Annotated in this window: 22 protein-coding genes and 1 tRNA gene; 7 read left to right on the top strand and 16 right to left on the bottom strand. The window is 69.3% G+C overall.

Translation table 11 applies throughout. From position 1 onward, the window contains the following. Nucleotides 1–21: 21 nt before the first annotated feature. Together ACFC3F_RS00660 and ACFC3F_RS00655 are read left to right on the top strand one after the other, a co-directional pair. Nucleotides 22–702 carry a LysE/ArgO family amino acid transporter gene (locus ACFC3F_RS00660; protein WP_376125270.1) on the top strand — a complete coding sequence of 227 codons (681 nt, stop codon included), beginning with the start codon at nucleotides 22–24 and terminating at the stop codon, nucleotides 700–702. 44 nt (nucleotides 703–746) lie between these two features. Further along, on the top strand, nucleotides 747–1,022 hold the full coding sequence (locus ACFC3F_RS00655) for an acylphosphatase (protein WP_376125269.1): 276 nt from the start codon (nucleotides 747–749) through the stop codon (nucleotides 1,020–1,022). A gap of 7 nt (nucleotides 1,023–1,029) precedes the next feature. Here ACFC3F_RS00655 and ACFC3F_RS00650 read toward each other — a convergent pair whose 3' ends face one another. The 10 genes from ACFC3F_RS00650 to gabT form a co-directional block, all read right to left on the bottom strand. After that, nucleotides 1,030–2,076 (bottom strand): NAD(P)H-dependent flavin oxidoreductase, encoded by a 1,047-nt coding sequence (locus ACFC3F_RS00650; protein ID WP_376125266.1) that lies wholly within the window; start codon nucleotides 2,074–2,076, stop codon nucleotides 1,030–1,032. Between the two features lie 104 nt (nucleotides 2,077–2,180). Then, nucleotides 2,181–2,870, bottom strand: coding sequence for a 50S ribosomal protein L1 (rplA, locus tag ACFC3F_RS00645; RefSeq protein ID WP_376125264.1), 690 nt, complete (start codon nucleotides 2,868–2,870; stop codon nucleotides 2,181–2,183). 11 nt (nucleotides 2,871–2,881) lie between these two features. Then, on the bottom strand, nucleotides 2,882–3,313 hold the full coding sequence (gene rplK, locus ACFC3F_RS00640; RefSeq protein WP_376125262.1) for a 50S ribosomal protein L11: 432 nt from the start codon (nucleotides 3,311–3,313) through the stop codon (nucleotides 2,882–2,884). A 164-nt stretch (nucleotides 3,314–3,477) separates the two neighbouring features. After that, complete coding sequence (nusG, locus tag ACFC3F_RS00635) at nucleotides 3,478–4,614, bottom strand: transcription termination/antitermination protein NusG (RefSeq protein ID WP_376125259.1); 1,137 nt, start codon at nucleotides 4,612–4,614, stop codon at nucleotides 3,478–3,480. Between the two features lie 58 nt (nucleotides 4,615–4,672). Then, nucleotides 4,673–4,936: a preprotein translocase subunit SecE gene (gene secE, locus ACFC3F_RS00630; RefSeq protein ID WP_376125258.1), complete on the bottom strand. Its 264-nt coding sequence runs from the start codon at nucleotides 4,934–4,936 to the stop codon at nucleotides 4,673–4,675. Nucleotides 4,937–5,003: 67 nt separating this feature from the next. Next, nucleotides 5,004–5,076, bottom strand: a tRNA-Trp gene (locus ACFC3F_RS00625). 145 nt (nucleotides 5,077–5,221) lie between these two features. Continuing rightward, a complete protein-coding gene (locus tag ACFC3F_RS00620) occupies nucleotides 5,222–5,659 on the bottom strand; it encodes a pyridoxamine 5'-phosphate oxidase family protein (protein WP_376125256.1) in 438 nt (145 codons plus the stop codon). A 218-nt stretch (nucleotides 5,660–5,877) separates the two neighbouring features. Beyond that, the gene (locus ACFC3F_RS00615) at nucleotides 5,878–7,242 is read right to left on the bottom strand and encodes an NAD-dependent succinate-semialdehyde dehydrogenase (protein WP_376125253.1); all 1,365 of its coding nucleotides are present in this window, start codon (nucleotides 7,240–7,242) and stop codon (nucleotides 5,878–5,880) included. Between the two features lie 25 nt (nucleotides 7,243–7,267). Continuing rightward, on the bottom strand, nucleotides 7,268–8,140 hold the full coding sequence (locus tag ACFC3F_RS00610) for a universal stress protein (protein ID WP_376125251.1): 873 nt from the start codon (nucleotides 8,138–8,140) through the stop codon (nucleotides 7,268–7,270). Nucleotides 8,141–8,163: 23 nt separating this feature from the next. Next, complete coding sequence (gabT, locus tag ACFC3F_RS00605; RefSeq protein WP_376125249.1) at nucleotides 8,164–9,510, bottom strand: 4-aminobutyrate--2-oxoglutarate transaminase; 1,347 nt, start codon at nucleotides 9,508–9,510, stop codon at nucleotides 8,164–8,166. Between the two features lie 93 nt (nucleotides 9,511–9,603). Here gabT and ACFC3F_RS00600 point away from each other — a divergent pair, with 93 nt between their 5' ends. Beyond that, on the top strand, nucleotides 9,604–11,124 hold the full coding sequence (locus ACFC3F_RS00600) for a PucR family transcriptional regulator (protein ID WP_376125246.1): 1,521 nt from the start codon (nucleotides 9,604–9,606) through the stop codon (nucleotides 11,122–11,124). 33 nt (nucleotides 11,125–11,157) lie between these two features. Here ACFC3F_RS00600 and ACFC3F_RS00595 read toward each other — a convergent pair whose 3' ends face one another. After that, nucleotides 11,158–12,612 (bottom strand): helix-turn-helix domain-containing protein, encoded by a 1,455-nt coding sequence (locus ACFC3F_RS00595; protein WP_376125243.1) that lies wholly within the window; start codon nucleotides 12,610–12,612, stop codon nucleotides 11,158–11,160. 221 nt (nucleotides 12,613–12,833) lie between these two features. Here ACFC3F_RS00595 and aceB point away from each other — a divergent pair, with 221 nt between their 5' ends. Further along, nucleotides 12,834–14,474, top strand: a complete 1,641-nt coding sequence (gene aceB / locus ACFC3F_RS00590; protein WP_376125240.1) for a malate synthase A — start codon at nucleotides 12,834–12,836, stop codon at nucleotides 14,472–14,474. 54 nt (nucleotides 14,475–14,528) lie between these two features. After that, nucleotides 14,529–16,124 carry an isocitrate lyase gene (locus ACFC3F_RS00585; RefSeq protein ID WP_376125238.1) on the top strand — a complete coding sequence of 532 codons (1,596 nt, stop codon included), beginning with the start codon at nucleotides 14,529–14,531 and terminating at the stop codon, nucleotides 16,122–16,124. Between the two features lie 99 nt (nucleotides 16,125–16,223). Here ACFC3F_RS00585 and ACFC3F_RS00580 read toward each other — a convergent pair whose 3' ends face one another. Both ACFC3F_RS00580 and ACFC3F_RS00575 read right to left on the bottom strand, forming a co-directional pair. After that, nucleotides 16,224–16,670, bottom strand: coding sequence for a type II toxin-antitoxin system VapC family toxin (locus ACFC3F_RS00580; RefSeq protein WP_376125235.1), 447 nt, complete (start codon nucleotides 16,668–16,670; stop codon nucleotides 16,224–16,226). Beyond that, nucleotides 16,667–16,921, bottom strand: coding sequence for an antitoxin (locus ACFC3F_RS00575; RefSeq protein ID WP_376125233.1), 255 nt, complete (start codon nucleotides 16,919–16,921; stop codon nucleotides 16,667–16,669). The genes ACFC3F_RS00580 and ACFC3F_RS00575 overlap by 4 nt, the downstream gene beginning before the upstream one ends. 152 nt (nucleotides 16,922–17,073) lie before the next feature. On the opposite strand from ACFC3F_RS00575, the gene ACFC3F_RS00570 reads away from it, so the two are divergent. Beyond that, nucleotides 17,074–18,276, top strand: coding sequence for a pyridoxal phosphate-dependent aminotransferase (locus ACFC3F_RS00570; protein ID WP_376125230.1), 1,203 nt, complete (start codon nucleotides 17,074–17,076; stop codon nucleotides 18,274–18,276). A gap of 59 nt (nucleotides 18,277–18,335) precedes the next feature. Beyond that, nucleotides 18,336–19,088, top strand: coding sequence for a hypothetical protein (locus ACFC3F_RS00565; RefSeq protein WP_376125228.1), 753 nt, complete (start codon nucleotides 18,336–18,338; stop codon nucleotides 19,086–19,088). Between the two features lie 54 nt (nucleotides 19,089–19,142). Here the strand turns inward: ACFC3F_RS00565 and ACFC3F_RS00560 are convergent, their stop codons facing one another. From ACFC3F_RS00560 to ACFC3F_RS00550, 3 genes are all read right to left on the bottom strand, one after another. Then, complete coding sequence (locus ACFC3F_RS00560) at nucleotides 19,143–20,618, bottom strand: trypsin-like peptidase domain-containing protein (RefSeq protein ID WP_376125225.1); 1,476 nt, start codon at nucleotides 20,616–20,618, stop codon at nucleotides 19,143–19,145. Between the two features lie 109 nt (nucleotides 20,619–20,727). Then, nucleotides 20,728–20,877: a hypothetical protein gene (locus ACFC3F_RS00555; protein WP_376125223.1), complete on the bottom strand. Its 150-nt coding sequence runs from the start codon at nucleotides 20,875–20,877 to the stop codon at nucleotides 20,728–20,730. A 134-nt stretch (nucleotides 20,878–21,011) separates the two neighbouring features. Further along, on the bottom strand, nucleotides 21,012–22,148 hold the full coding sequence (locus tag ACFC3F_RS00550; RefSeq protein WP_376125220.1) for a UDP-N-acetylmuramate dehydrogenase: 1,137 nt from the start codon (nucleotides 22,146–22,148) through the stop codon (nucleotides 21,012–21,014). Between the last annotated feature and the right edge of the window lies 1 nt (nucleotide 22,149).

Genomic DNA, 22,149 nt, shown 5'->3' with positions numbered 1-22,149 from the left:
CACTAATGCTCCTGAAGAATCATGAGCTGGACTGAGCCGCGCGTCGGCCATAGCGTCGAAGACGTGCTCACCTCGATCCTCGCCGGCCTCGGCCTCGGTCTCTCCCTGATCATGGCGATCGGGGCGCAGAACCTCTTCGTGCTGCGGCAGGGGCTGCGTCGTGAGCATGTCTTCGTCGTCGCCGCGATCTGCGCCGTGTCGGATGCGACGCTCATCGTGCTCGGAGTCTCAGGTGTCGGCCTCGTGCTGCAGGCGGTTCCCTGGCTCGTCGACGTCGTGCGCTGGGCGGGCGCCGTCTTCCTCGTCGCCTATGGCCTCCTCGCGGCCAAGCGCGCCTGGCGCCCGAGCGGCGAAGCGTTCGTCGCGGCCGAGACCGAACGGCGCGACGGCCCGGGCACGATCACGACGCGCACGCGCCTGGCGCCCGTCGTGCTCACGACGCTCGCACTGACGTGGCTCAACCCGCACGTCTACCTCGACACGGTCTTCCTCCTCGGCTCGATCGCCAGCACCCACGGCGACGGCCGCTGGTGGTTCGCGTTCGGCGCCGTGCTCGCGAGCATCGTCTGGTTCTTCGGGCTCGCGTACGGCGCTCGCTTCCTCGGCCGCTGGCTGTCGACGCCCCGCGCCTGGCGCGTCGTCGATGCCGTCATCGCGGTCGTCATGATCGCGCTGGGCATCTCGCTCGTCCTCCCCCGCTGACCCACCCGCTGCGCGGATTCGAGGGCGTCCGGCACGATAGGGGGATGAAGCGTGTGCAGGTCGTTGTCCGCGGCACGGTCCAGGGGGTCGGCTACCGGTACACGATGCGCATGATCGCGAGGGACGCCGGCGTCTCGGGCTGGGTTCGCAATCGTCGCGACGGAAGCGTCGAGGCCGAGGTCGAGGGCGAGGACGCGCAGGTCGACGACGTGCTCGAGTGGATGGCGGAGGGACCGCCCGGCTCGCGCGTCGAGTCGGCCACCGTGACGGAGTCCGCACCCACGGGCGCGACCGGTTTCGAGGTGCGCGCGACCGCGTGAGCGGACGTCATCCCGGCACGCCGGCCGCGAGCTCGGCGAAGACCTCGTCGGCGCGCTCGCGCGTCGCCAGCGGCGCCCCCTGCCCCGCCCACAGCGACAGCAGGTCGCCGCCGTCGCGGCGTGCCGCCTCGGCGCGGAAGACGCCCGTGAGCCAGTTCTGCGCCGGGAATGGTGCGATGGCCCCCGAGGCTTCGATGTCGCGCATCGCACGATTGGGGATGCCGCGGGCGAGTCGGCCGCTCATCGCCCGGGTCAGCACGGTGTCCTCGGCCGCGGCTCGCGCGATCGCGCGCCGGTGCGCCTCGGTCGCGGCGGATTCGCGCGTGCGCAGGAACGCCGTGCCCACCTGCACCCCCGACGCGCCGAGCGCGAAGGCCGCCGCCACGCCGCGCCGGTCGGCGACGCCCCCGGCCGCGATGACGGGCACGCCCACCGCGTCGACGACCTGCGGCACGAGGGCGAACGTTCCCACGAGCGAGTTCTCGGCCGCACGCAGGAACGACACGCGGTGCCCCGCAGCCTCGGCCCCCGTCGCGACCACCGCATCGACGCCCGCCTCGTCGAGCGCGACGGCCTCGGCGACCGTCGTCGCCGTGCCGACGATTCGGATGCCGCGGCGATGCGCGGCACCCACGAGCTCCCGGCTCGGGGCGCCGTAGACGACGCTCACGACCGCGGGTGCGGCATCCATCACCGCCTGCACCTGGTCGGCGATGTCGGGCAGGAACCTCTCCGGGAGCGTCGGCGGCGCGACGCCGACGGCGTCGTAGAGCGGAGCGAGCGCAGCCAGCGCCGATGTGAGTTCGACATCGGCGGGCGTCACCTCGTCACCGGTGGGCAGCCACAGGTTGACCGCGAACGGCTTCGGGGTCGCGGCCTTCACCGCGGCGATCGTCTCGGTGATGCGGTCGGGCGCGTACCCGTAGAGACCGTAGGAGCCCAGGCCTCCCGCTTCGCTCACGGCGCCCGTGAGCGAGACCGACGACAGTCCGCCGAACGGGCCGAGCACGATCGGCACGTCGATTCCGAACAGGTCCTGCAGGCGGCGCGGCATGCCCTCGACGGTACTCCCCCACCGACGACGAAGGACCCCACCCACGGGTGAGGTCCTTCGTTCGGTTCCTGAGCCTGTGCTCGGTTCCTGAGCCTGTCGAAGGATCAGATGACGTTGACGTCCAGCGGGATGCCGGGGCCGAACGTGGTCGACACCGCACCCTTCTGGATGTAACGGCCCTTCGCGCTCGACGGCTTCAGACGCACGATCTCTTCGAGAGCGGCGTTGAGGTTCTCGTCGAGCTGCTCGGCCGTGAACGACGCCTTGCCGACGATGAAGTGCACGTTGGCGTGCTTGTCGACGCGGAACTCGATCTTGCCGCCCTTGATCTCCTCGACGGCCTTGGCCGCGTTGGGGGTCACGGTGCCGGTCTTCGGGTTCGGCATGAGGCCACGGGGACCGAGGACCTTTCCGAGGCGTCCGACCTGACCCATGAGCTCAGGGGTCGAGACGGCCGCATCGAAGTCGGTCCATCCGTCGGCGACCTTCGCGATGAGCTCGGCGCCGCCGACCTCATCAGCGCCCGCCGCGATCGCGGCCTCGGCGGCCGGACCCGTCGCGAAGACGATGACGCGGGCGGTCTTGCCCGTGCCGTGCGGCAGCATGACGGTGCCGCGCACCATCTGGTCGGCCTTGCGCGGGTCGACCGAGAGCTTGAGGGCGACCTCGACGGTGGAGTCGAACTTCGACGAGCCGGTCTCCTTCGCGAGAGCGACGGCCTCGGTCGGCGTGTAGAACGTGTCGGCGGCGATCTTCGCCGCGGCGGCCTTGTAGGCCTTGGACTTGTGTGCCATGTCTATTCCCCTCAGCCCTCGACCGTGATGCCCATGGAGCGAGCCGTGCCGGCGATGATCTTCATCGCGGCGTCGACATCGTTCGCGTTGAGGTCGGGCTGCTTGGTCTCGGCGATCTGGCGCACCTGATCCTTCGTGAGCTTGCCCACCTTGGCGGTGTGCGGCGTCGCCGATCCCTTGCCCACGCTGGCGGCCTTCTTGATGAGCTCTGCCGCGGGCGGGGTCTTCAGGATGAACGTGAAGCTGCGGTCCTCGTAGACGGTGATCTCCACGGGGATGACGTTGCCGCGCTGCGACTCGGTCGCGGCGTTGTACGCCTTGCAGAACTCCATGATGTTGACGCCGTGCTGACCGAGCGCGGGCCCGATCGGCGGCGCCGGGTTGGCTGCACCGGCGTTGATCTGAAGCTTGATCAGGCCGGTCACCTTCTTCTTCGGTGCCATTCTTCTTCCTTTCGATCGAATCGGATGCTGCTGCATCCGGTTCTCCCGCACATCCGGCCTTTCCGGAGTGCGGTGTCTTGTGGGTCTCGATACGGCGGCTGCGCCGCCTACTCGACCTTGCGCCGAGTCGCATCAACGCTGCTGCGCAGCATTGATCCGCCTCGCTACAACTTTGTGACCTGGTCGAACGAGAGCTCGACGGGGGTCTCACGCTCGAAGAGCGAGACGAGGACCGTGAGCTTGCCGCTCTCGGGCTTGATCTCGCTGATCGTGCCGGGAAGACCCGCGAACGAGCCCTCCTTGATCGTGATGGTTTCGCCGACCTCGAAGTCGACCTCGGCGGGGATGACGCGCGCCGCGGCGCCGCCGGCCTGCTTCGTGGCGGCCCCGCCCTTGGCGGGAGCGACGTCCTTGATCTCGACGAGGCTCTTCAGCATGTTGAAGGCTTCTTCGAAGCGCAGCGGGGTGGGGTTGTGCGCGTTGCCCACGAACCCGGTCACGCCCGGCGTGTGACGCACGACCGACCAGGTGTCCTCGTTGAGCTCCATGCGCACGAGCACGTAGCCGGGGATCCGGACGCGCGTGACCATCTTGCGCTGTCCGTTCTTGATCTCGACGACGTCCTCCATCGGGACCTCGATCTGGTAGATGTCTTCCTCGACCTCGAGCGTCGACTTGCGCTGCTCGATGTTGGCCTTCACCTTGCGCTCGAATCCGGCGTAGGAGTGGATGACGTACCACTTGCCCGGCAGGCTCCGCAGATCGGCGCGGAAGGCCTCGTACGGGTCCTCTTCCTCGGACTCGTCAGCGTCTTCGGACGCATCGGCGACCTCTGCGGCGTCAGCGGGCGAGACGCTCGCTTCGACCTCGTCGACGACCTCGGCCGCGGCGGCGACCTCGTCGACGACCGCGGGGTCGAGCACGGGCGCGTCTTCATCGCCGTTGACGTCGGGGCCGTCGTACGGCGCCACGTCGTCGGCGTGGTCGGCCTGGTACTCGGCCACCTCGTCGGCGATGGATTCGTTGAGGGCCTCTGCGGCGGCCTCGGCCTCTGCGGCCTCGTCGATGTTCAGGGCGTCGTTCACGATCGCGTCAGCCTCCGGGTCGTCGATGTCGATGTCGTCGTTGTCGGAGAGGTCTTCGCTGTTCGAGTCGTCCACGATGTGCAGTGCGACGTGCTCCGCGGGCTCGACCGAGCGCTCCTCTTCCGCGAGGACGTTGCCCTCCTGGGCTTCGTCGTCTTCAGAGGACTGCTCTGCGGCCGTAGCCCAGTCCACGTCGTCGTTAAATCTTTCAGACACTTCGTTAACTTCCATTCCGTGGGCGGATGCTGCGATCCTGCCCGCGTCGTGAATCAGCTCAGGCGGGGATGCCGAAGACGACCGTCGTGACCCAGACGAACAGCAGGTCGAGGCCGTAGACGAACGCCATCATGACGACGACGAACCCCAGCACCACCAGCGTGTACTTCAGCAGCTCCTGGCGAGTCGGCGTGACGACCTTGCGCAGTTCTGCGAACACCTGACGGATGAACAGCACGATGCGCGCGAAGGGGTTGAGCCTCTTCTCGCGTGATCCGCCGCTCGAAGCGACGATCTCGCCGCCCGGCTCGTCCTGCATCATCGATGTCACCTGATTTACCTTCCGTGTGTCAGAGCGTGTCGGCGCGACTGCCGACAGCGCTGACGCGCAGGGCGGACAGGAATCGAACCTGCAACCTGCGGTTTTGGAGACCGCTGCTCTGCCAATTGAGCTACCGCCCTAGAGACCCTGGGGATCTCAGGTTGCCTGCATGCGGTCGCCGCGACCATGTTCCGGGAAGCACCCGAAGCGCGGGCACGGCGAAAAAATGCAGACTTCAACTGCACCATCCAGTGTACGGCATGCCTTCCACGCCCGCGAACCGGATCAGTACTGCTGAACGCCGTATCGATCGGGCTCCTCGGCGCGTTCGAAGGCGCGCCCCGTGAGCGATGTCGCCGTGACGCGCACGTAGGTGTATTTCAGCGTCGGGATCCAGGGCGTCAGGCCGAGCCCGTCGGCGCGTTCGACCTCTGCCGACGTGTCGAGCACGTGCGCCCGGCCGCGCAGCACGACGCTCCAGGCATCCGTGTCGGTGTGATCGTCGACCTCGAAGAGCACTTCGTCGTTGGCGGTCAGCTCGAACAGCTTGCTGCCCTGCGCGGTGCGGAACAGCACGGCGTCGCCGTCGACGACGTAGTTGACCGGGAAGATGTCGATGACCTCACCCACGCGAGTGACGAGCCGCCCGAGCTCCTGCCCGCGCAGACGCTCCCAGCATTCGTCGTCGTTCAGGCGGACGACGGGATCTTTGCGTGCATCCATGACTCCATCCTGCCCCTTCCTCGCACCCCGCGATACCTCTCCCCCGCCCGGTTCGCCGCGGTGCTCGCCCCGCCCGCCCTGCCCGCCCCGCCGCCCTCGCCGCGATGTCGAGCCCGACCATTTCCGTCGAACCCGACATCGTCGACGTACGGCTCGACGGGATCGGTACGGTTCGGCGGGGTGCGGTGCTCCGGGGGCGAACGACCGGGACGCGACGGTCAGGGGCCGACGCGGATGAGCTTCTTGTTGACGAACTCGTCGGCGGCGAGCAGACCCATCTCGCGCGACGTTCCCGAGCGCTTGACGCCGCCGAAGGGCAGGCCGGCCTCGTCGGCGAGCACGAGGTTGACGTAGACCATGCCCGCCTCGATCCGGTCGGCGATGCGCGCCGCCTGCTCGCTGTCGGTCGTGAAGACGTAGGAGCCCAGCCCGTACGGGGTGTCGTTCGCGACGGCGACCGCCTCGTCCTCGCCCGAGACCTTGTAAACGACGCCGACCGGCCCGAAGAACTCTTCGCGGTAGGCATCCATGTCGCTCGTGACGCCGGTCAGGACGGTGCCGGGATAGTACGCGCCGTCGCGCGTGCCCCCTGTGACGAGCGTCGCACCCTGCGCGACGGCCCGCTCCACCTGCTCGGCGAGCCGCTCGGCCGCCGTGAGCGACGAGAGCGGACCGAGCACGGTGTCCTCGGCGAACGGGTCGCCGACCTGCGCGCCGCTCATCCGCTCGACGAACTTCTCGAGGAACCCGTCGTAGAGCTCCTGGTCGACGATGAAGCGCTTGGCGGCGTTGCAGGACTGGCCGTTGTTGTCGAGGCGCGCTTCGACCGCGGCATCCACCGTCGCGTCGAGGTCGTCGGTGGACAGCAGGATGAAGGGGTCCGAACCGCCGAGCTCGAGAGCGACCTTCTTCAGGTTGCGCCCCGCGATCTCGGCGACGGCGGAGCCGGCGCGCTCCGAGCCGGTCACCGAGACGCCCTGCACCCGGCGGTCGGCGATGACGGTGGCCGCCTGGTCGTTCGTCGCGTAGATGTTCGTATAGACGCCCTCGCCCATACCGGCATCCGCATAGATCTGCGCAATCGCGGCGGCCGACTCGGGGCACTGCGACGCGTGCTTGAGGAGGATCGTGTTTCCGACGACGATGTTCGGCGCCGCGAAGCGCGCGACCTGGTAGTACGGGAAGTTCCACGGCATGATGCCCAGCAGCACTCCGAGGGGCGTCCGACGGATGACGGCGGTGCCCTCCCCCTCGATGTCGACAGGCTGGTCACCCGTGATCTTGTCGACGTGGTCGGCGTAGTACTCGGTGATGTCGGCGGCGAAGTCGACCTCGCCCTCGGCGGCGGCGAGCGGCTTGCCCATCTCGCGCACGATGATCGCGGCGAGCTCGTCACGGCGCTCGCGGTGCAGCTCGGCGACCCGACGGATCCGCGCCGCACGCTCGGAGGCGGGAACATCGCGCCACGAACGATAGGCGGTGTCGGCCTGTGCGATGGCGGCATCCAGCGCATCATCGGTGATCGTCGGGTACGAGGCGAGGGTCTCACCGGTTGCGGGATTGACGACGGCGTAGTCGGTCATGGCATCTCTCCGATCGGGTGCGGGGTCACGGTCTGCTCTTCTTGCGGGTTCGGGGAACGACGATCATCGGCACCGGCAGCTCGCGCAGCATCTTCGCCGCCGTCGATCCGAGAAAGAGCCGTCGCGGTCGGGCGAGGCGACTGGAACCGACGACGGCGAGCTCGCCGGGCTCCCAGCTGAGGTGTTCGACGGCTTCTTCGATGCTGTCGCCGAGTCCCACGACGGCTTCGGCCTCGACGCCCCGGGGCAGCGTGCCGCGGGCGTGCACGAGCACCTCGTCGGCGTGATAGGCGGCGGATTCGAGGCTCGCGACACCGGCGGGGAGGTCGAGGGCGACGAGCGAGACGAGCCGCAGCTCCGCCTGCGTCGTGGCGGTGAGCGCGAGGCTCTCTTCGAGCAGCACGTCGGCGCCGGGCCGCAGGCCGATCGCCGCTGTGATCCGAGAGACGCCGAGCGCGGGGTCGATGCGGCGCGCCCCCTCGGGCGCCAGCATGACCGGCACGTCGGCCGAGTGCAGCAGCTCGGTCGCGACGGTGCCGAGGCGGTGACGCCCTCGCCGTCCGCCCGAGGCGGCACCGACGACGATGTGGGATGCCTCGAGTTCGTGCGCGGCCTCGAGCAATCCGGCCGCGAACGACTCCCCGTAGCGCACGTGCGTGTCGTGTTCGACGGCGCCGGCGAGTTTGTCGGGCACGGCGGCCAGCCACTCCTCGACCTGCTCCTCGAGGTGTCGGCGGTAGTTCGCAGCCGGCAGCGCGACGATGTGGCGGCTCTCATCGGGCAGCACGACGACGACATCGAGGGTCGCGCCGGTCGCCGCGGCGAAGCGCGTCCCCAGCGCGAGGGCGTCGGCCCCCGCATTCGTCGCCGCGTAGCCCACGACGACATGTCCGCTCACACCCGCACCTCCCCGATGATCGGTCACACGGCGCCGAGCGCCTCCGCCACGACGTCCAGCCCCTCGCGCAGAAGCGTATCGGGGATGGACAGCGGCGGAAGGAAGCGGATGACGTTGCCGTAGGTGCCGCACGTGAGCACGATGACACCGGCGGCGATGCAGGCTTTCGCGACGGCGGCCGTGAGCGCAGCATCCGGCTCGGCCGTGGCGGGGTCGACGAACTCGGCCGCGACCATCGCGCCGTGACCGCGCACGTCGCCGATCCGCGGATCGGCGGCCTGCAGTTCGGTCAGCCTGCCCTTCAGGATCTGCTCGACCTCACGGGCACGCGCGGGCAGATCATCCGACTCGAACACCTCGATCGCGGCGAGGGCCGCCGCGCACGCGACCGGGTTGCCGCCGTAGGTGCCGCCGAGGCCGCCCGAGTGCGCGGCATCCATGATGTCGGCCCGGCCCGTCACGGCGGCGAGAGGGAGTCCCCCCGCGATCCCCTTCGCCGTCGTGATCAGGTCGGGCACGATTCCGAACCGGGTGCTCGCGAACATCTCCCCCGTGCGGGCGAACCCGGTCTGGATCTCGTCGGCGATGAAGACGACGCCGTTCGCGCGGCACCAGTCCACGATCGCCGGAAGGAATCCGTCGGCGGGGACGATGAAGCCGCCTTCCCCCTGGATGGGCTCGATGATGACGGCGGCGAGATCACCGGCACCGACCTGCTTCTCGATGATCGAGATCGCCCGCTTCGCGGCATCCGCCCCGGAAAGACCGTCGCGATACGGATACGACAGCGGGGCGCGGTAGATCTCGCTCGCGAAAGGACCGAACCCGCTCTTGTAGGGCATCGCCTTCGCCGTGAGCGCCATCGTCAGGTTGGTGCGGCCGTGGTAGCCGTGGTCGAACGCGACGACGGCGTGCCTGCCGGTGAACTTGCGCGCGATCTTGACGGCGTTCTCGACCGCCTCCGCGCCGGAGTTGAACAGCGCGCTCTTCTTCGCGTGGTCGCCGGGGGTCACGCGGTTGAGCGCTTCGGCGACGGCGACGTACGACTCGTACGGCGAGATCATGAAGCACGTGTGACTGAACTGCGCGATCTGCGCCTGCACGGCCTCCACGACCTTCGGATGCGCGTTGCCGAGCGTCGTGACAGCGATGCCCGAGCCGAGGTCGATGAGCGAGTTGCCGTCGGCGTCGACGACGACGCCGCCGCCGGCCGCGACGGCTGAGATCGGCACCGTGTGCGCGACCCCCGCTGCGACCGCGGCGGACTTCCGCTCGAGCAGGCGCTGCGACTTCGGACCCGGGATGCTGGTGATCAGTCGGCGCTCCTGGACGAGGCCGGGTCCACCGAGCGGCGTAGGCGTGGGGATCATGCTCGCGAGCGTACGGGTGCCCCCGGGCAAAGACACGTGCCTACGTGTACTTTTTGGAAGGACAGCTATACGTCCCGTACAGGAGGAGTCGCCATGCCCGCCGTCGCGCCAGCGCCCACTGTGCGTGCGCTTCTCGCCCGCGGCGACCTGCAGCTCACGCTCATCACCGAAGCGGATTCCCCCGCGGCGCTGGACCGCGAAGTGCGCTGGGTGCACTCGAGTGATCTCGCCGACCCGACGCCGTTCCTCTCGGAGGGGCTCGTGCTGCTCACGACGGGCACCCAGTTCCAGGGCGAGGACGCGACCACCCCCGGCGCGTACGTCCAGCGCCTCGCGTCACGCAGCGTCGCGGGGCTCGGGTTCGGCACGGCGGTCGTGCGCGACGGCATCCCGCCCGATCTCTCCGACGCGTGTCGTGCGGCGGGGATCCCCCTCTTCGAAGTCCCCTACCGCACGCCGTTCATCGCCATCGCGCGCGCCAACGCCGAGGCGATCGCAGCGCAGACGTTCGAACGGCGCAGCTGGGCGCTCGCCGCCCAGCGTGCGATCTCGCTCGCGGCCCTGCGCCCGGACGGACTCGACCGGACGCTCGCGGAGCTCGCGCGGCAACTCGAGACGTGGGTCGGGCTGTTCGACGCGGCGGGCGAGCTCGTCCGCGAGCATCCCGCCGCCCTCGACGCCGAGACGGCAGCCTCGCTGCGCGACGAGGTCGACATCGTGCTGCGGCGTGCTGCCCGCGCGGGCTCCGCGCTCCAGATCGGGGCCACGGCGTTCACCCTGCAGACGCTCGGCCGCGGCGGAAGCCTGCGCGGCGTCATCGCGATCGCGGCGGGCGGGCTCGATCACGAGGGGCGCGGCGTCGTGACAGCGGTCATCGCGATGGCCGGCCTCGCGCTCGAGCAGCACGACGGCCTCGCGCGTGCGCGCAATGCGCTGCGCGCCGGACTCATCCAGATCCTGCTCACCGGCGACCCCGCCCTCGCGCGACGCATCGCGCACGAGCTGTGGGGTCCACTGCCGACGGCGCCCGTGCTGGTGGCGATCGCGGACGCCGTGGACAGCGGCGCGGCCGGGCTCACCGACTTCCTCGAGCTGCGCATCGACGAACGGCGCGGGTCGGTCTTCTTCGGCGGCAGTGACGACGGCCTCGTGATCGTGGTGCCCGCCGACGACCGTCGCATCCTCGACGATGTCGTGGCACGCTTCGACACGCAGCTGGGGGTGTCCGACCCCGTGGGCTACGACGCCTTTCACAGCGCGCTCGAACAGGCGCGCGTCGCCCGCGCGCGCGGGCGGGGACCGCTCACCGATTTCGCCGACGTCGCCCCGGCGGGGGTCTTGTCGGCGCTGTCCGCGGACGCGCACGTGCTCGCGGCCGCCGAGCTTGCGCCGCTCACGGATCATGACACAGAAGAGGGCACGCGCCTCGTCGAGACTCTCGCCGCGTGGCTGGACAACGACTGCTCCCACGAGGCATCCGCGCGGGCACTCGGGGTGCACCGGCACACGATCCGCACGCGGCTGGGCGTCATCGAGCAGATCCTCGGGCGCGATCTGACCTCGTTCGCGACCCGCGCCGAGCTGTGGGCTGCGCTGCGGGTGCGCGGCGGCTGACTCACGGCGTTCGCGAGCCTGTCCGCCGCCCGGTCAGCGCGGCGCGTGCGCCTCGAGGAACTCGTACACGTCGGTCGTGTCCACCCCCGGGAAGGCGCCGGTCGGCAGCGTCGCGAGCAGGGTCCGCGGTGTTCGCACGTTCGGCCACGAATGCTCGCGCCACGCCGACTCGAGCTCGGCGGGAGCGCGTCGGCAGCACGCCTCGACCGAGTGCGTCGACGTGCCGCGGTTCACGGTGTCGCGTCCGAGGAACCACTTCGTGTCATCGAACCGCACGCCCACCGACACGGAGTGCGCCCCCTCGCTCGACAGTTCGACGCGCGCCGTGCACCAGTAGGTGCCGTTGCCGGTATCGGTGTACTGGTAGTACGGATTGAAATGGTCGTCCTCGTCGAAGACGACGCGCGACGTCCACTTGCGGCAGCACATCTGCCCCTCGATCGAGCCGAGACGGTCGGTCGGGAAGTTGACGTCGTCGTTCTCGTACGCCTTCGTGATGGTGCCCGATTCGTGCACCTTGAGGAAGTGCACCGCGATGTCGAGGTGCATCGTCGCGAGGTTCGTGAACCGGTGCGCCGCCGTCTCGTACGACACCGAGTAGGCGTCGCGCAGATCCTCGATCGAGATCGCCCGGTCCTTCTTCGCCTCGCGCAGCGCGGGCACGACGTGCGCCTCGGGAATCAGCAGCGCTCCGGTCAGGTAGTTCGTCTCGACGCGCTGGCGCAGGAACTCGGCATACGAGGTGGGCTCGCGATGCCCGAGGATGCGGCTGGACAGCGCCTGCAGCACAGCGGTGCGCGGGTCGCCCTTCGCCGCGAGCCGGCTCGACAGATAGAGCCGCCCGTTCTTGATATCGGCGACGCTGCGGGTCGTCTGCGGCAGATCGGCGACGTAGTGCAGCGTGAACCCGAGGTGCGCCGCGATGTCCGACGCGGTGCGCTGCGTGAGGGGGCCGCCGGGGTGATCGACGGCATCCAGGATCCGCCGCGCATGCCCCTCGAGGTCGGCGAAGTAGTTGTTCTGCGTGCGCATGAGCTTGCGCAGCGCGACATTGGCGCGCCGAGCCTCTTCGGGGGTCGCGGCACGCTCGTCGCGCAGTCGTTCGATCTCGCCCTGCAGCGCGATCATCGCGGCGAGCGCCTCGGTGGGGATCGTCTTTCCGATGCGGAACGGCTCGATGCCGAGCGCCTGGAACGTGGACCCGCGCATGGCGCGCTCGAGGGAGATCTCGAGCGTCGCGCGCTCATCGAGAGGCTCTGACTCCAGGAGCGCGTCCAGCGTCGAGCCGAGCGCTCGGGCGATCGCGCGCAGCAGTGTGAGCTTGGGTTCACGACGACCGTTCTCGATCATCGACAGCTGACTGGGAGCACGGTCGACGGCCGTCGCGAGCTCGTCCAGCGTCATCCCGCGCTGCGTGCGCAGCTGCCGGATACGGCGGCCGATCGTGAGTGCATCCACATCCTCAGTCATATCGAGGATCGCATCCATATCGGCTCCTTCTGCCCGTGACGATGACCGGATTCTGTCACGAAAGCAGAAGTATGCGCAAAGTTCACAGCGGTATCCGTGGGTTCAGCCCCAGAAGTTCACCCAGAGTGGATGCCACGACCCACCGCCCGGCTTTCGCACAACGAAGCGCCATCCGTTCCCCACCTTCCACGTTCCGCACAGAGAGGCCAGGACCCATGACACCTGCGACCGCGACGCCGATGCGTACACACACCGCTTCGATCCCCGCCCAGACCCACGAACCCCAGATCGAGATCCTCGGCGCGATCCGCCCCCGCTACGACGAGATCCTCACCCCCGAGGCCATCGCCTTCCTCACCGAGCTGCACCTCCGCTTCTGCGGACGCCGCCACGACCGACTCGCCGACCGCATGCGCCGCCGGTTCGAGATCGGCAACGGGCACGACCCGCAGTTCCGCGACGACACCCGGCACATCCGCGAGGACGCGCAATGGCAGGTGGCCGGCGCGGGACCCGGCCTCGAGGACCGCCGCGTCGAGATCACCGGTCCGACCGACCCGAAGATGACGATCAATGCGCTGAACTCCGGCGCGAAGGTGTGGCTCGCCGACCAGGAGGATGCCACGAGCCCGACCTGGCGCAACGTCATCGAGGGTCAGCTGTCGCTGCGCGACGCGATTCGCGGCGACCTGTCGTTCACGAGCCCCGAGGGCAAGGTCTACGAGGTGACCGCCGAGCAGACGCCCACGATCGTGATGCGCCCGCGAGGCTGGCACCTGACCGAGAAGCACATCTCCTTCACCGACCGCGGCGGCCGGACACTGGCGGCCTCGGGGTCGCTCGTCGACTTCGGGCTGTACTTCTTCCACAACGCCCAGGCACTCATCGACGGCGGTCGTGGCCCCTACTTCTACATCGCGAAGCTCGAGTCGAGCGAAGAGGCGAAGCTGTGGGACGACGTCTTCACGTTCAGTGAGCAGTACGTGGGGCTTCCCCACGGCACGATTCGCGCCACGGTGCTCATCGAGACGCTGCCGGCCGCCTTCGAGATGGAGGAGATCCTCTTCGAGCTGCGCGACCACTGCGCGGGCCTCAACGCCGGCCGGTGGGACTACATCTTCTCGATCATCAAGAACTACCGCGGCCGCGGGGCGCGATTCGTCCTCCCCGACCGCAGCGAGGTCACGATGACCGTGCCGTTCATGCGGGCCTACACCGAGCTGCTGGTCAAGACGTGCCACAAGCGCGGGGCCTTCGCGATCGGCGGCATGAGCGCGTTCATCCCGAACCGGCGTGACCCCGAGGTGACAGCGCGCGCGTTCGAGAAGGTGGCCGCCGACAAGAAGCGCGAGGCCGGAGACGGCTTCGACGGCACGTGGGTGGCCCACCCCGATCTGATTCCCGTCGCGAGGGCCGAGTTCGACGCCGTGCTGGGCGATCGCCCCAACCAGATCGACCGTCAGCGCGACGACGTCGAGGTGCGAGCGGCCGACCTGATCGATGTGCACATCGGCCGGCCGGTGACGGCGGCGGGTGTGTACGGCAACGTCTCGGTCGCCATCCGCTACCTCGAGGCGTGGCTGCGCGGCCTCGGCGCCGTCGCGATCGACAACCTGATGGAGGATGCCGCGACCGCCGAGATCTCACGCTCGCAGGTGTGGCAGTGGATCCACCAGGACCGCACGACCGACGACGGCACGCCGATCACGCGCGACTACATCGAGGGGCTCATCACGCAGGTGCTGAGCGAGGTCGACAGGACCGGCGGGGACCGTTTCGACGATGCCGCCGCGATCTTCCGCGAGGTCGCGCTCGGCATCGACTTCCCGGCGTTCCTCACGCTCCCCGCGTACGCGAAGTACCTCAACGACAGCGAGTGAACCGCTTCCCCCACGGCTCCTTCGAGCCGACCGGCACACAGACCAAGGATTGACATGACCGCTTATCAGAACGACATCGCCGCCATTCAGGCACTGAAGGAACAGAACGGTTCCCGCTGGGATGCCGTGAACCCCGAGTACGTCGCCCGCATGCGGGCGCAGAACCGCTTCCGGACCGGCCTCGAGATCGCTCAGTACACGGCCGACATCATGCGCACGGACATGGCCGAGTACGACGCCGATTCGTCGCTCTACACTCAGTCCCTCGGCGTCTGGCACGGCTTCATCGGGCAGCAGAAGCTCATCTCGATCAAGAAGCACCTGAAGACCACGAACAAGCGCTACCTCTACCTGTCGGGCTGGATGGTCGCAGCGCTCCGGTCGGAGTTCGGCCCCCTTCCCGACCAGTCGATGCACGAGAAGACCTCGGTGCCGGCGCTCATCGAGGAGCTGTACACCTTCCTCCGGCAGGCGGACGCCCGTGAGCTCGACCTGCTCTTCACGAAGCTCGACGACGCCCGCGTCGCCGGCGACGAGACGGCGGTGGAGTTCATCCAGTCGCAGATCGACAACTACGAGACACACGTCGTGCCGATCATCGCCGACATCGATGCCGGCTTCGGCAACCCCGAGGCGACCTACCTGCTGGCGAAGAAGATGATCGAGGCGGGAGCCTGCGCCATCCAGATCGAGAATCAGGTCTCGGACGAGAAGCAGTGCGGCCACCAGGACGGCAAGGTCACGGTGCCGCACGACGACTTCATCGCGAAGCTCAACGCCGTGCGCTACGCGTTCCTCGAGCTCGGGATCGACAACGGCGTCATCGTCGCGCGCACCGACTCGCTCGGCGCCGGCCTCACGCAGAAGCTGGCCGTCTCGCACGCGCCGGGTGATCTCGGTGACCAGTACAACGCGTTCCTCGATGTCGAGCAGATCGACGCCGCGGACCTCGGCGACGGCGACGTCGTCATCAAGCGCGACGGCATGCTGCTGCGCCCCAAGCGCCTCGCCAGCAACCTGTACCAGTTCCGCGCCGGCACGGGCGAGGCCCGGTGCGTGCTCGACGGCATCACGTCGCTGCGCAACGGCGCCGACCTGCTGTGGATCGAGACCGAGAAGCCGCATGTCGAGCAGATCGCGGGCATGGTCGACGAGATCCGCAAGGAGATCCCGAACGCGAAGCTCGTCTACAACAACAGCCCGTCGTTCAACTGGACGCTCAACTTCCGCCAGCAGGCCTACGACCAGCTCGCGGAGCAGGGCGCGGACGTCTCGACCTACGACCGTGCCGACCTCATGAACGTGGTGTACGACGACACCGAGCTCGCCGGGCTCGCCGACGAGAAGATCCGCACCTTCCAGAAGGACGGCGCGGCGCGCGCCGGGATCTTCCACCACCTCATCACGCTGCCGACCTACCACACGGCCGCCCTGTCGACCGATGACCTGGCCAAGGGCTACTTCGGCGACGACGGCATGCTCGCCTACGTCCGGGGTGTGCAGCGCCGCGAGATCCGCGAGGGCATCGCCACCGTCAAGCACCAGAACATGGCGGGCAGCGACATCGGCGACAACCACAAGGAGTACTTCGCCGGGGATGCCGCTCTCAAGGCGGGCGGCACGAACAACACGATGAACCAGTTCGGCTGAGTCCATCCCCTGACAAGGCCCGGGTCTGGGAGATCCGGGCCTTCGTCGTGCCAGGAGGCCGCGCGCCACGGTGACGCAAGACGGTGCGACCGTCCTGCGTCAGCTGTCGCGCAGCGTCAGATCGTCGGGGCTGATCGCCCGGACGCCGTCGAAGCGAGTGAGATCGGTGTCGTACGTGACGACGCTCGCGCGGTTCTCGATGGCGAGTGCCGCCAGATGCGCATCATCGACGAGGTTCGCCGCGGTTCCGCGCGCAACGAGCAGACGCTCGAGGATCTCGGCGTGACGCGCGCCGGGATGGAGCACGTGAGCACTGGGAGCGGCCAGCCAGTCGTGAACCTGCGCCATCGCCTCCGACGCCGTCAGCGGAGACGGGAACACCCGAGGGTTCGTGGTCAGGCGCACGAACCCCAGCAGCGCGTTCCAGCTGAACCCGACATCGTCCGCACCGTCGAGTGCCGCATCGAGCCACGCAACGGATGCCCGGTGCTGCGCGCTGCGAGTGTCGACCGCGTACACGAGGACGTTGGTGTCGACGACCCTCATCGTCCGACCTGCAGGCGCCGCACCAGCTCGTCGTCTTCCATCTCTCCCAGCACGCGGTTCGCATGGACGAGATCGATCGCCGCTGCCCCGAGGTCGCGCGGCTTCGTGTACCCGCCCGCCCGCTTGGCTGCCGGTGTCGTCCCGACGCGAATCGCGTCATTGAGAGCACGCTTGAACGAGATGCCCCGCTGCGCCATGAGCCGGCGGATCGCGGCTTCTGTGTCGGCATCCAGGGTGACGGTCGTACGCACGATTGACAGCATAGCATCAGCAAGTCTGATGACAGGCTGCCATCTCGCACGCAGCCACGCCGCGCGAGGCGCCTGCGACACCGGGCGAATCTTCCCGATGATGCTGGATGTTCATCTCCCCAGAGGAATACCGGCCGACTACGCTCGTTGTCGTGACCGAACGCGCCCCCCTGTCCCGCAAGCTCAGTGCCATCGCCGAGTCCGCGACCCTCAAGGTCGACGCCAAGGCGAAGGCCCTCCAGGCCGCCGGCCGGCCCGTCATCTCGTACGCCGCCGGTGAGCCCGACTTCTCGACGCCGCCGTTCGTCGTCGAGGCCGCCGCCCACGCACTGCAGGATCCCGCGAACTACCGGTACACACCGGCGGTCGGGCTGCCCGTGCTGCGCGAGGCGATCGCGGCGAAGACGCTGCGCGACTCGGGCCTCGAGGTCGCCCCGTCGCAGGTCATCGTCACCAACGGCGGCAAGCAGGCGGTCTACCAGGCGTTCCAGGCGGTCGTGAATCCGGGCGACGAAGTCCTGCTGCCGGCGCCCTACTGGACGACGTACCCCGAGGTCATCGCGCTGGCCGGGGGCACCCCGGTCGAGGTCTTCGCCGGCGCCGATCAGGAGTACAAGGTCACCGTCGCGCAGCTCGAGGCGGCCCGCACCGACAAGACGACGGCGCTCGTGTTCGTCTCTCCGTCGAACCCGACCGGCTCGGTCTACACGGCGGAAGAGACCAAGGCGATCGGCGAGTGGGCGCTCGAGCACGGCATCTGGATCATCTCGGACGAGATCTACCAGAACCTCGTCTACGAAGGCGTTCGCGCGGTGTCGGTCGTCGAGGCCGTGCCAGAGGTCGCCGGTCAGACGATCCTCGTCAACGGCGTCGCGAAGACCTACGCCATGACCGGCTGGCGGGTGGGCTGGATGGTCGGTCCCGCCGATGCGATCAAGCTCGCCGCGAACCTGCAGTCGCACCTGTCGTCGAACGTGAACAACATCGCGCAGCGCGCGGCGCTCGCCGCCCTCACGGGCCCGCAGACCGAGGCGGAGGACTTCCGTCTCGCGTTCGACCGCCGCCGGAAGCTCATCGTGTCCGAACTCGCCGCGATCGACGGCGTCGAGGTGCCGACGCCGCTCGGCGCGTTCTACGTCTATCCCGACGTGCGCGGCCTGCTGGGCCGCGAGTGGCGTGGCACCCGCATCGACACGACGCTCGAGCTCGCTGATTTCATCCTCGACCAGGCCGAGGTCGCCGTCGTGCCCGGCGAGGCCTTCGGCCCCTCGGGCTACTTGCGCCTCTCGTATGCGCTCGGCGACGACGCGCTCCTCGAGGGAGTGCGGCGCCTGCAGGACCTGTTCGCCCAGTGATGAGCGCGGAGCCTCACCCGCGCTCCACCCTGATCCGCGCACGCCGAGCGGCCCTGCTCATGAGTGCAGGTCTGCTGTTGACGGGCTGCGGCGTCCTGACTTCCGGGCCCTCTCCCACATCGACCTACACGGACGCCGCGGGGGCGACGATCGTCGTCGACTGGACCGACTACCCCGCTCACGCCGGACAGGGCGGCGAAGCCATGCTCGGCGCGCCGGACCAGGACGGACTCGAGGAGCCCGCCAGAGAGCTCATCGAACAGCTCCGCACCGCCGTCGAGCAGGAATCCGGCCTCGCCCTCGTCCCGAGCGAGGCCGAGCAGTCATGGTTCGGCGATGATGACTGGCATCCGCAGACGGGCAACGGCTACGGCGGCGAATCGATGCTGACCACGGTCAACTGCTGCGAACTGCAGTCCGACGGCGTGCCTGCGCCTGCCCGCTGGGACGCCGTGATCGACGCCGCGAGTCGCGTGACGACCGACGCGGGCCTGGGGGCGTTCGTCCTGGACAGCGAGACGATGGACGCCGAGTATCGCGACCGATACTGCACCATCCCCGACGGCGGATGCTGGCACGTCTCAGCCAGCGTCTTCGACGGCTACCAGTGGGTGTATCTCACCATCCAGGACACGTCGCTCGATCCTTCGGGGGATGCCGCGGCGGAGGCGGAAGAGTTCGGCTGGCCGCTCGCGAGCATCGCCCTCGGGTACGGCGCGACGGTCGTGCGCGCGGGCGAGTCGGCGGATTTCGCCCGGGCGATGGAGCCTTTCCTCGGCCTCGAGCGCCCCGAACAAACGATGTCGGACTGACGCACGCACCGACGTCACCGCGACGTCCGGACCGACAGCGCCGCGGCCGCGACGCTACCGGATGAGCCGGTCCGTGACGGGAGACTCGTTGCCTGCCATGTCGAATCCGACGGCGCAGAACCGCAGCGGCAGGTCGGCCTCCGCCAGGAAGTACGACTGTCGCCGGTACGGCTGGTAGGCCTCGCGGTCGGCGCAGTCGGTCACGTCGGGCGGGCCGAAGAGCACGTGGATGTCGGCGATGTCGGGAATGTCGAAGAGCGGATCGACCATGACGTCGGTGTCGCCGAGACGCTCGATCGCGAGCTCGGGCCCGACCGTGGGCGGAACGGCGTCGATCGAGAAGATGAACCGGGCCGCGAGCGCCTCTTCGCCGGGGACGGTGGCGCACGCGAGCACGAACCCGTTCTCGACGGGCAGCGTGACGGGCACCACGACGGGGTCTTCGGCGCCCGCCGAGACCGCGTGACGCGCGGCGCCGGCATACGCCGACGCGTCCGTGCAGCGCGCCGCATCGCCGAGCGCGACGTCGGTGATGACGGCGACCTCGACATCGCTGTCGCTGCGCAGGGCGAGTTCCGGGGTCCGGCCCGCCCCGTCGGCGCCGTCGGGCGCGAAGATGCCGCCTCCCGCGATGTCCCACAGGGTCGACACTTCGAGGGGGCAGGCGCCGCCGAGTGCGAAGTCACCGTCGACGAAGCAGTCTCCGACACCGGCGACGTGCACGCCGTAGCTGGAATCGGGAACGAAGACGGCAGCGTCTCCGTCGATCTCGCACGGCTTGCCGAGGTAGCACGTGTCTCCGCGCTCGACCGGAATCCCCGTGTTCGTCGTGTTGATGAGCGAGACGATCTCGCCGTCGGCGATCAGCGGCGATCCCGACGAGCCGCCCCGCACACCGGGGCAGTCGGTGCGCTGTGCGGCCAGCCACAGCCAGGTGTGCTCGATGACGTCGACCGTGCTGCCCAGCGTGCAGGCACCGCGGCGCAGCACCCATTCGTCGTCGTCGACGTCGTCGGTCGGCGCGGCGATGTTGACGACGTCGCTGCCCACGTCACCTGGCGCGGACGCGATCGGCAGCGGCACGGCCCCTGCCTTCCGCAGATCGCCGAGGGTCGCGTCCAGGCGCACGATCGCGATGTCGGTGCCGCGCATCGAGGCGTATTCGACACGTTCGGCGGCGACGCGCAGCCGATCGGCGTCGGGGGTGTCGGCGGTCTGGAAGAAGGTCGCCTCGCCGAACGCCTCGTCGTCGATGACGGTGCGGTTCGCCGGGTCGCCGTCCAGGCCCGCGCAGTGTCCGTTGGTGATCAGGTATGCCGCGGCGTCGTCGACGCCCGTCTCGATGAGCGAGGCCGTGCACCGCGAGGCGAGCTCGATCGTCACGACGCCGCCGTAGTCGGCGAGCTCAGCCGACGTGACCGGCGCACCGAGAGCTCCGGTCGACGGGGTCGGCGCAGGGCTCTCCCCCGCCGCGCAGCCCGCCAGGAGCAACGCCGTGAGCGCGGTCGTCACCGCGAGAATCCGCTTCATCCCTGCCTCCTCGTCGCAGGCTAATGCATGCCGCGGTACGAGCCCGCGGCATGCATTGCGGGTGGCTCAGAGACGACGTCGCGCGGCAGGAATCGGCGCCCGTCGGCCTTCAGGCGCTCGCGCCGTCGCGGTGCGCGGCGTCCATCTCGGCCGACTGGAGCTGCAGGATCGCGAGCGCTTCGTGAACGGCGCCGATGCTCGTGTCGATGTCGCCGAAGTGGTGCAGGAAGCCGTTCGAGTCCCGGACGGAGACCGTCACGAGCGCACGCCCGTGGCGTGGCAGAGCCTTCGATTTCGTTGAGCGCGCGGGCATGTTCGCGATTCCCCTTCCGTGCTCTGCGAACCTATCGGCCGCGGCGCCGCGAAGCCCGGAAACACGCCGATCGGCGGGGGTCAGAGCTCGACGCCGATGAGCACGGGCTCGGGTTGGAGGATGAGTCCGAACTCGGACTGCACACGCCCCTGGATGAACCGGGCGAGCTGCGCGAGCTCGGCCGCTGTCGCGCCGCCGCGGTTCGTCAGGGCGAGCGCGTGCTTGCTCGACAGCGCGGCGCGGGACGGGCCGATGCGGAAGCCCTTGCCGAGCCCCGCATTCTCGATGAGCCAGGCGGCGCTGACCTTGACGGCGGACTCGTGCGCCGTCGGCGGCGGCACATACCCGTCGAACGAGGCGAGCGGGATGACCAGCACCGACTCCCGTTCGGGGGCGACCTCCCAGCGCGGGCATTCCGGGGGCAGGGTGCGCGCGAACGACGCCGACACGATCGCGTTCTGGAAGAACGAGCCGGCACTGCGGGTGTCGGGGTCCGCCTCGTCGAGCACCATTCCCTTGCGGGCACGAGTGGCCAGCACGTGGTCGCGGATCCAGGCCGACGACACCGCCTGCCCCTCGTCGAGCCCGAGCGCCGTGCGCAGCTGCGCACCCGCGATGGGGCGTTCCGTCGACCCCACCTCGGCGAGCTCCAGTGTCACCGCCAGGATGACGGCCGATCGGGCGGGCACGGAGCCGTAGTGCTGCTTCAGCACCGACGTGCGGAAGCCGAGTCCGAGCTCGGGCGCGGCGACCGTGCGCACCTCGCCGTCGGCCTCGTCGATCAGATCGACTTCGACGAGCGTCTGGACGATCTCCTGACCGTACGCGCCGATGTTCTGCACGGGGGCAGCGCCCACCGTGCCGGGAATCCCCGCCATCGCCTCGATGCCGGCGAGTCCGTGCGCGACGGCGTAGGCGACGAGGGCATCCCAATCGTGCCCGGCCTGCACCCGCAGCCGGACGTGCCCCGGTCGAGGCGACGGCAGCTGCTCGATGCCCTGCGTGAGCACGCGCACGACGGTGCCTTCGATGGGCTCGTCGCCGACGAACAGGTTCGACCCGCCGCCGAGCACGAGCCACGGCTCGTCGTTCGCCCACAGTCCGCGCAGGGCCGACACGAGCTCGTCGGTCGTGCGGGCGTCGATCATGCGTTCCGGCGCACCGCCGGTGCGCAGCGTCGTCAGCTGCGCCAGGGCGATGGGGGTGATGTCGGGCATC

This window comes from Microbacterium sp. NPDC055910 (assembly GCF_042271185.1).
Taxonomy (GTDB): domain Bacteria; phylum Actinomycetota; class Actinomycetes; order Actinomycetales; family Microbacteriaceae; genus Microbacterium.
Note: the sequence above shows the minus strand (reverse complement) of the source record. Positions and strands in the feature narration are given on the sequence as shown.

What these genes read in the sequence shown, in the direction of transcription:
- rplK (WP_376125262.1), bottom strand. Translation starts at nt 3,313, where the DNA reads ATGGCACCGAAGAAGAAGGTGACCGGCCTGATCAAGCTTCAGATCAAC.
- ACFC3F_RS00615 (WP_376125253.1), bottom strand. Translation starts at nt 7,242, where the DNA reads ATGACCGACTACGCCGTCGTCAATCCCGCAACCGGTGAGACCCTCGCC.
- rplA (WP_376125264.1), bottom strand. Translation starts at nt 2,870, where the DNA reads ATGGCACACAAGTCCAAGGCCTACAAGGCCGCCGCGGCGAAGATCGCC.
- ACFC3F_RS00560 (WP_376125225.1), bottom strand. Translation starts at nt 20,618, where the DNA reads ATGAAGCGGATTCTCGCGGTGACGACCGCGCTCACGGCGTTGCTCCTG.
- aceB (WP_376125240.1), top strand. Translation starts at nt 12,834, where the DNA reads ATGCGTACACACACCGCTTCGATCCCCGCCCAGACCCACGAACCCCAG.
- ACFC3F_RS00550 (WP_376125220.1), bottom strand. Translation starts at nt 22,148, where the DNA reads ATGCCCGACATCACCCCCATCGCCCTGGCGCAGCTGACGACGCTGCGC.
- ACFC3F_RS00595 (WP_376125243.1), bottom strand. Translation starts at nt 12,612, where the DNA reads ATGGATGCGATCCTCGATATGACTGAGGATGTGGATGCACTCACGATC.
- ACFC3F_RS00565 (WP_376125228.1), top strand. Translation starts at nt 18,336, where the DNA reads ATGAGTGCAGGTCTGCTGTTGACGGGCTGCGGCGTCCTGACTTCCGGG.
- ACFC3F_RS00650 (WP_376125266.1), bottom strand. Translation starts at nt 2,076, where the DNA reads ATGCCGCGCCGCCTGCAGGACCTGTTCGGAATCGACGTGCCGATCGTG.
- ACFC3F_RS00580 (WP_376125235.1), bottom strand. Translation starts at nt 16,670, where the DNA reads ATGAGGGTCGTCGACACCAACGTCCTCGTGTACGCGGTCGACACTCGC.
- ACFC3F_RS00655 (WP_376125269.1), top strand. Translation starts at nt 747, where the DNA reads ATGAAGCGTGTGCAGGTCGTTGTCCGCGGCACGGTCCAGGGGGTCGGC.
- ACFC3F_RS00620 (WP_376125256.1), bottom strand. Translation starts at nt 5,659, where the DNA reads ATGGATGCACGCAAAGATCCCGTCGTCCGCCTGAACGACGACGAATGC.
- gabT (WP_376125249.1), bottom strand. Translation starts at nt 9,510, where the DNA reads ATGATCCCCACGCCTACGCCGCTCGGTGGACCCGGCCTCGTCCAGGAG.
- secE (WP_376125258.1), bottom strand. Translation starts at nt 4,936, where the DNA reads ATGATGCAGGACGAGCCGGGCGGCGAGATCGTCGCTTCGAGCGGCGGA.
- ACFC3F_RS00585 (WP_376125238.1), top strand. Translation starts at nt 14,529, where the DNA reads ATGACCGCTTATCAGAACGACATCGCCGCCATTCAGGCACTGAAGGAA.
- ACFC3F_RS00600 (WP_376125246.1), top strand. Translation starts at nt 9,604, where the DNA reads ATGCCCGCCGTCGCGCCAGCGCCCACTGTGCGTGCGCTTCTCGCCCGC.
- ACFC3F_RS00660 (WP_376125270.1), top strand. Translation starts at nt 22, where the DNA reads ATGAGCTGGACTGAGCCGCGCGTCGGCCATAGCGTCGAAGACGTGCTC.